Source organism: Dolichospermum sp. UHCC 0259, assembly GCF_009711935.1.
Classification (GTDB): Bacteria; Cyanobacteriota; Cyanobacteriia; order Cyanobacteriales; family Nostocaceae; genus Dolichospermum.
Genome location: NZ_VIKX01000261.1, coordinates 1 through 5,773 on the forward strand (window position 1 = coordinate 1; position 5,773 = coordinate 5,773).

The 5,773-nt window shown below is 40.6% G+C and carries 5 protein-coding genes; 3 read left to right on the plus strand and 2 right to left on the minus strand.

Features of this window, described 5'->3' with window-relative positions; translation table 11 throughout:
* Nucleotides 1-162 precede the first annotated feature (162 nt).
* Nucleotides 163-1,560, plus strand: coding sequence for an OmpA family protein (locus tag FJR05_RS21715; RefSeq protein ID WP_217385647.1), 1,398 nt, complete (start codon nt 163-165; stop codon nt 1,558-1,560).
* Between the two features lie 5 nt (nt 1,561-1,565).
* Nucleotides 1,566-3,953 (plus strand): DUF11 domain-containing protein, encoded by a 2,388-nt coding sequence (locus tag FJR05_RS21720; protein ID WP_168646025.1) that lies wholly within the window; start codon nt 1,566-1,568, stop codon nt 3,951-3,953.
* 49 nt (nt 3,954-4,002) lie between these two features.
* Here the strand turns inward: FJR05_RS21720 and FJR05_RS21725 are convergent, their stop codons facing one another.
* Both FJR05_RS21725 and FJR05_RS21730 read right to left on the minus strand, forming a co-directional pair.
* Nucleotides 4,003-4,833: a FecR domain-containing protein gene (locus FJR05_RS21725; RefSeq protein WP_168646026.1), complete on the minus strand. Its 831-nt coding sequence runs from the start codon at nt 4,831-4,833 to the stop codon at nt 4,003-4,005.
* 13 nt (nt 4,834-4,846) lie between these two features.
* The gene (locus FJR05_RS21730; RefSeq protein WP_168646027.1) at nt 4,847-5,221 is read right to left on the minus strand and encodes a hypothetical protein; all 375 of its coding nucleotides are present in this window, start codon (nt 5,219-5,221) and stop codon (nt 4,847-4,849) included.
* Nucleotides 5,222-5,355: 134 nt separating this feature from the next.
* On the opposite strand from FJR05_RS21730, the gene FJR05_RS21735 reads away from it, so the two are divergent.
* A partial coding sequence (locus FJR05_RS21735) for an Rpn family recombination-promoting nuclease/putative transposase (protein WP_174783814.1) occupies nt 5,356-5,773 on the plus strand: 418 nt, incomplete at its 3' end.

Sequence of the window (5,773 nt, forward strand, 5' to 3'; positions counted from 1 at the left end):
CCTATCCCTGTTACTTCCTAATTCCTTTTTAGTGGGGGAGTGTGAACAGTTACTTTTAAATTAAAATCCTTTGTCGGTGAAATTCCCGAAACAGAAAATAATAAACCGCCTGAAAATGTCATTATTGAAAAAAATTGGTTAGGCATAACTCCCGATGGGAAAATGCCAGAAAATACCTCCGCTTTTGGTGTTTCTGTATTTAATTCCTTGGGAACAATTATCCGCCATAATCGCATTTCCTATCATGATGGTAGTGGGATTATTACCGGTTGGCAAGCTATAGAAATGCAAGTAATTGAAAATATTATTCTTGGCAACGGTTTAGCAGGAATGCCCGATGCTATTCGCCTAGATGGTAATATTAGTAAATCGCAAATTAAATCCAACTTGATTTGTGGCAATGATGGTAGTGGTATCTATGCCTTTAAACCTCAAGGAAGTACGACAATAACTAATAATAATATTAAATCTAATGGCAGAAGATTTCGTCGGGCTGCTGTTTATTTAATGGGAAATGATCATCAGGTTAACAATAATAATATTAGTTATCAAGCTGGTTCAGGCGTAGTGATTACATCCTATCCCCAAAGTGATAGAAACATCATTGAAAATAATAAATTTAATTTTTTAGAAGGATTAAGTATAGACCTCAATCATCAGCATAATGTAGAAGTACAAGACTTTGAAAATGGAGATGGCCCAAATCCAAACCGTAACTCCGAAAATAGAAGATTAGATACAGCAAATGGTGCTATTAATAGTCCTAGATTTCTCAGTCCTGAATTTTTCTCAGGACTAAGTTCTCAAGTGGGTATTGATGGTATAGCTGATCCTAATTCTCAAGTTGATATTTATCGCATTAGTGGGAAAACTGGTTATGGATCTTTGAGTGAACCATTAGCCACAACTACCGCTGATAATCAGGGTAAGTTTAGCTTCAATTTGGGTAATTTACAACCAGGAGATAGAGTGAGTGCGATCGCTACCCTGAAGCAATATGGGACATCAGAACCCGCCTATCCCGCTGTAGTTCGTCCTATAGATATGAATAAATCTATTGTTATCAACAGTAAATCTCAACTTCCTGCTACATTTCCCCAATGTTTAACACCACCAGTACCAATTCCCCAAGTTCCTATTCCCAATATCGTCAACAAACCACCAGAACCTATCAAACTTAAAGTTCCTAAAAACATCCACTTTGCCCTCGACAAATATTACATTAGTCCTGCCAGTGCTAAAATATTAAATAAAATTGCTCAAGTATTACGTGATAATCCCTCAATTATCGTGGAAATTTATGGACACACCGACAGACGTGCCAGCGATAAATATAATTTGCGATTGGGTGCAAACCGCGCCAAATCAACTCGCAATTACCTCATCCGTCAAGGTATTGCCCCAGAAAGAATGACAATTCGTTCCTTTGGTGAATCTGAACTATTAACCCCTGGTAATAGAAAATTAGATCACGCCCGTAACCGTCGTGCAGAATTTATTTTTAAAGATATTCGTGGCATTGAAGTAATAGTTCAAGAAACAGATTTGCAGTTGGAGTAAAGAAAATGTCGTTATTTAAAAGATTGAATTTAACGCAGACTACACATAATTTAGCAGCAAACATCAACCCACTCAACCACCATAAAATCCTATTAACTAGCCTTACCTTATTACTCTCTACCCTAACTTCCTCCATACAACCTGCCCAAGCCGAAGGTAGCCGCACACTATACCCTACCAATCTTGCTGGTGCTAGTAGAGCTAATTTAGAATGGAGAACAGACTCATACGCCAATATCGTTAGACGACGAACCTTACTAAAAGTATACGCCAATGCAGGAGAGCATATTCTCCTAGGTTCCAGTGCTGTAGGGCAAGGTAGTGGCGACATCTTAGTTTACGATCCTGGTCAAGTCACTGGAAGTATTGGTAGTGAAAACATTCCCGGAATACCCAACTTCAGGTGTACCACCGATCAACCTGGGCGAGGCCAGATCACAAGTCGCGCTCTGGAATTGGCAGGTCCCAGGTCTATTACTGGTGGAGGCAATCCCACTGGTTACATCCCCTGTTTCTATCAAGCACCATCTACAGGAGTTTATGATGTCGTTTTCTACGGACCTGCTGGGGGTAACAACGGAAGCGATGGTGTACCTACCGGAGAGTTGAGTTTAACTAGTACCACCAACTTCGATACTGCTCAGGGAAGCAGTGTTGCAGCTTGGGACGTAACAGTGCGTAGCAGCACTACGACTTCCACAACCGACATCAATGGGCGGTTATTCGCCTACTATTTAGCCTTATTCACAGGTGGTAACCTTCGTCCTGTCTACTTCGATATCTATCCAGTCACAATCGATGGTTACCGATATCAAGTAACCCTCAGAGGACTAGACCCCAACGGATTTGTAATCTATGGTAATCAGGTAGGTTTTTTTGACAGCGACGGCACGTCAATTCTTTATCGCAACGTTCTTGCCAGTAATAGTGGTATTCCTGGTAATCAACTTATAGGTCTTGTCGGAGGTACTAGCCTTTCGCGTCCCCAGTACCCTACTTTTTTCAACCGTCTCGATCCCACTGCCCTATCATCCATCAATCGTTACCTAGGAAATGGTAATTTGGATGGAGTTGGTATTCCCCTAGCCGCGGAGCCTGGAACTGTGAATGGCTTCGGTTTTAGTGGTACGTTAACAAACAACAATAGTCAATTCACCACAGGTGGTGCGTTTACCTTCACAAACGACAGAATAGGGAATTACCAAATTATTATCAGCCAAGACGGCATAGATTTTGACCCCACTAAGTCAACCAACCGAGCAATAAATGGTTACTTTCTCACTACAGGAACCCAGACAGTTAATTGGAACGGTAGAGATAACAGTGGTAACTTCTTCCCCATTGGTATTAACTACAGATCTAGGATCAGAATTCATTCTGGTGAATATCACTTTCCCATGTTAGATGCCGAAAATAATTTTTTTGGTGGGCCTACCATAACTCTGCTGAATTCACCTGATGCAGGAAAAACAACAGGATTTTATGATGATCGTGGGTATACAACTATTGGTGGTACGAATGTTGGCACTCCAGGCAGCGGTCTCTGCCCTCCTGCTAACTCAGCCAATCAAAACCCACCCAATCCACTATTCAGTGACCCGATTAATGGGTTTAATACTGCAAGCAATCAGCGAGCCTTTGGACAAGATACAGCAGGAAATAGTGCTGGCAACACGGGTACTCCTTGTACGGGTGCGTTTGGAGACACTAAGGGATTGGATATATGGACTTATAGCTTCACCAATGCTGCTGAGGTCTTGCTGAATATCCTTGGTGATCCTAGATTACTAATGGTTAAACGAATCACAGCTATTAATGGCGTTCCCATAAATCAATATGTGGATGACCCTAATAGCACTGACGACAACAACACTAATAACTGGCCGACACCTCTTAACATTTATTTACGGGGTAGAATTGATGGTGGTACTGTTAAACCAGGAGATGAAATAGAATATACCATCTACTTTCTCTCCAGTGGGACAACACCGATAACTAATATAAATTTCTGTGACTTAGTGCCAGAGAATACCACGTTTCTGCCCACTTCATTTAATGGAAATATTGTAAATTCCACTGATAGAGATGGAGGTTTAACTACCGCTGATTATGGTATGATGCTGCAAATTGGGTCTACTACGCCTACTATAAAATATCTCTCCAATATTGTAGATTCTCCTGATCGTGGAAGGTACCTCACCCCAGGAACAGAAATCCCTACTACTTTTAACTGTACGAACAATACAAATGGGGCTGTTTTAGTCAATATTGTCAGCAAAACCACACCACCGACTACCCCAGCAGTAGCAGGGGAAACTTTGCCCAATGCAACTGCACCAGGTGTTCCCGCAAATTCCTATGGCTTTATCCGCTTCCGTGCTGTGGTAAAATAGATACCCTCTATAGATCCCCGACTTCTCTAAGAAGTCGGGGATCTTAAATTTAGGGAATTGCAAGTTGATATAATTGCTTTTTCCCTAACGGTGTCACCACAACCGCTTCTACTCTACGGTTAGGAGGTAAGGGAAGAGTGAGATCAAATTTGCCATTACTATCAATATTCTGGCGCTCTTTGGCAACTATCAACAAGTTCACCGGATCAACAGTACCAGCAATCCTCACTTGATTACCATCAGCTACGAGTTGTATGATTTTCAAACGGGTATCTTCCCGGAGAGGCACGGCTTTGGAAGGTGGTTGTCCGGGAATGATCAGATTTTGGAAACCACCCTTAACTAAAACTGTTTTTCCTTGAGCAGCGGTGGCTACACTGCCCTTTTGAGTGCCAGTTCCCATTTTGCCATCATCCTGTACACTCACACCAAAATCAGTCCCCCGCACCCCAGCTACCCCAGCAGGAGTGTGAATTTCCACGCGGGAATTTGTATCAGTTAGGGGACGAAGTTGTAAACGGACTTGTCCAGTTTTGACCTGAAGTTCGGTGATTCGTTCACCTCCCCTTCCCGTTAGCAGTTTTTGTACGGTTAAAGTTGTATTTTCAGAAACCCTGATTACTCCAGTTCCTATATCAATAGCCAGAACTGCACTAGCACCTTGTTTAGTAGTAATTGTATCCCCAACTAATTTAAGTTGGATGCCCTTGCGAGCGGGTTGGGATGTCTGTCCACGGGAATAAAACACTTGTCCAATAGTACGACGAACTTCTATCCAGCGATCGCCCCTCACCTCTAATTTATCCGCAGCCGAAGCATTTAGGCAACCCACTAACCCAACCACTACCAAAATCAAGTTACCAGTCCAAAAAGTTTTCATCCCTACACCCTATCTAGTGGAAATAGATAACTCGCGCATCTATCCTATAGTATCTCAAAACACTAGACAAACACTCAGCCTCTTCTCTTTTATGAGAACTCCCCGCATATATATAAGTTCCCAGCCGATGCTTTGCTAAAAATGCGTCAGCAGCGATGTTTCTGACAAACTTTAATAATTTTTCTGAACTACCAGGAACAACGACTACATAAGGACGGTTTGGCACTTTACCAATCACAATCACATTATTCTGTTGAACAGTATTTGCAGATTTGCTAACTTCCGGCAAACTTTGGGGAATACAATTAGGTGATTGCGCCCAAGCTTTGGATAATAGGCTCTCACATGAAACAATTATAGCTATGGCCGTAATGAGATACTTATTCATAACATTTTAGATTTTTTTTATACCACATTTGTAATTATAGATGTAAAAATGTTAACAATCTTCCTATGCTTGATGTATAGTAGACTTAGATTTATTATTTAATCATAAACTTAAATTCTAATTTAGATAAGACAATGACAGAAAATATAGATCATGACCGCTTATTCAAAGAACTAATATCAACCTTTTTCATAGAATTTATGGAATTATTCTTTCCTCAAGTTCTTGAATATATAGACACAGAATCAATTATATTCTTAGACAAGGAAATATTTACTGATGTCACCGCAGGAGACAAATATGAAACCGACCTAATAGTTAAAGCTAAATTTTTAGGTCAACCTTCTTATCTGATAATTCATATTGAAGCCGAGTCAGGTGCAAGAGCAAAATTTAATCAAAGAATGTTTCGTTATTTTGCCAGATTAGATGAGAAATTGGACTTACCAATCTATCCGATAGTTATATTTTCCTACGACTCACCCAAAAACGTCGCCGTAAATAACTATCAAATCAACTTTCCTGATTTTCAAGTGCTAAAATTTAATTATC

Excerpts from the sequence above, each read along its gene's own strand:
- FJR05_RS21715 (WP_217385647.1), top strand. The coding sequence starts at position 163 with ATGCCAGAAAATACCTCCGCTTTTGGTGTTTCTGTATTTAATTCCTTG.
- FJR05_RS21720 (WP_168646025.1), top strand. The coding sequence starts at position 1,566 with ATGTCGTTATTTAAAAGATTGAATTTAACGCAGACTACACATAATTTA.
- FJR05_RS21725 (WP_168646026.1), bottom strand. The coding sequence starts at position 4,833 with ATGAAAACTTTTTGGACTGGTAACTTGATTTTGGTAGTGGTTGGGTTA.
- FJR05_RS21730 (WP_168646027.1), bottom strand. The coding sequence starts at position 5,221 with ATGAATAAGTATCTCATTACGGCCATAGCTATAATTGTTTCATGTGAG.